Source organism: Gluconobacter sp. P1D12_c (assembly GCF_018812105.1).
GTDB classification, from domain to species: Bacteria; Pseudomonadota; Alphaproteobacteria; order Acetobacterales; family Acetobacteraceae; genus Gluconobacter; species Gluconobacter oxydans_A.
Window position 1 is genome coordinate 1 of the sequence record NZ_JACSIQ010000460.1, and the last position, 452, is coordinate 452.

Below are 452 nucleotides of genomic sequence, written 5' to 3' on the forward strand. Positions count from 1 at the left end.
GAGACRTGGGAYTTGTAGCCAAAGAACGGGATGGCGAGATCGCTCGACGGTATGGTTCCATCGTCCTGCCGCTTCGCCTTCGTGAACTTAAGTGTCCATCGTGCATGACGATCCTTATGCGACATCTTTGCGGGCTTGTCCTGCCAGTCCTGTGGGATCCGCCCTTCACGCAGATCCGCTTTCTCAGCATTTGTGTTGCGCTGCCTGGGAGCCGCGACCAGCGTTGCATCCAGGATCTGCCCTGACATCGGGAGATAACCRGCGTTCCGCAGGGTYGCRTCAAARCGGTTGAACAGMCCATCGATCGCACTCGCCTGGGTCAGACGCTCGCGAAACAGCCAGACCGTTTTGGCATCCGGCACCCGATCTGAAAGTCCCAGCCCAAGGAAACGCATAAAGGAGAGGCGATCGTTGATCAGATATTCCGTCCGCTCATCAGACAAATTGTTGAG

The 452-nt window shown here is 56.6% G+C and carries 1 protein-coding gene; it reads right to left on the reverse strand.

What is annotated here, in order from left to right:
• On the reverse strand, positions 1-452 hold a 452-nt coding region (locus KP705_RS17670), incomplete at both ends, for a transposase (RefSeq protein ID WP_215765225.1).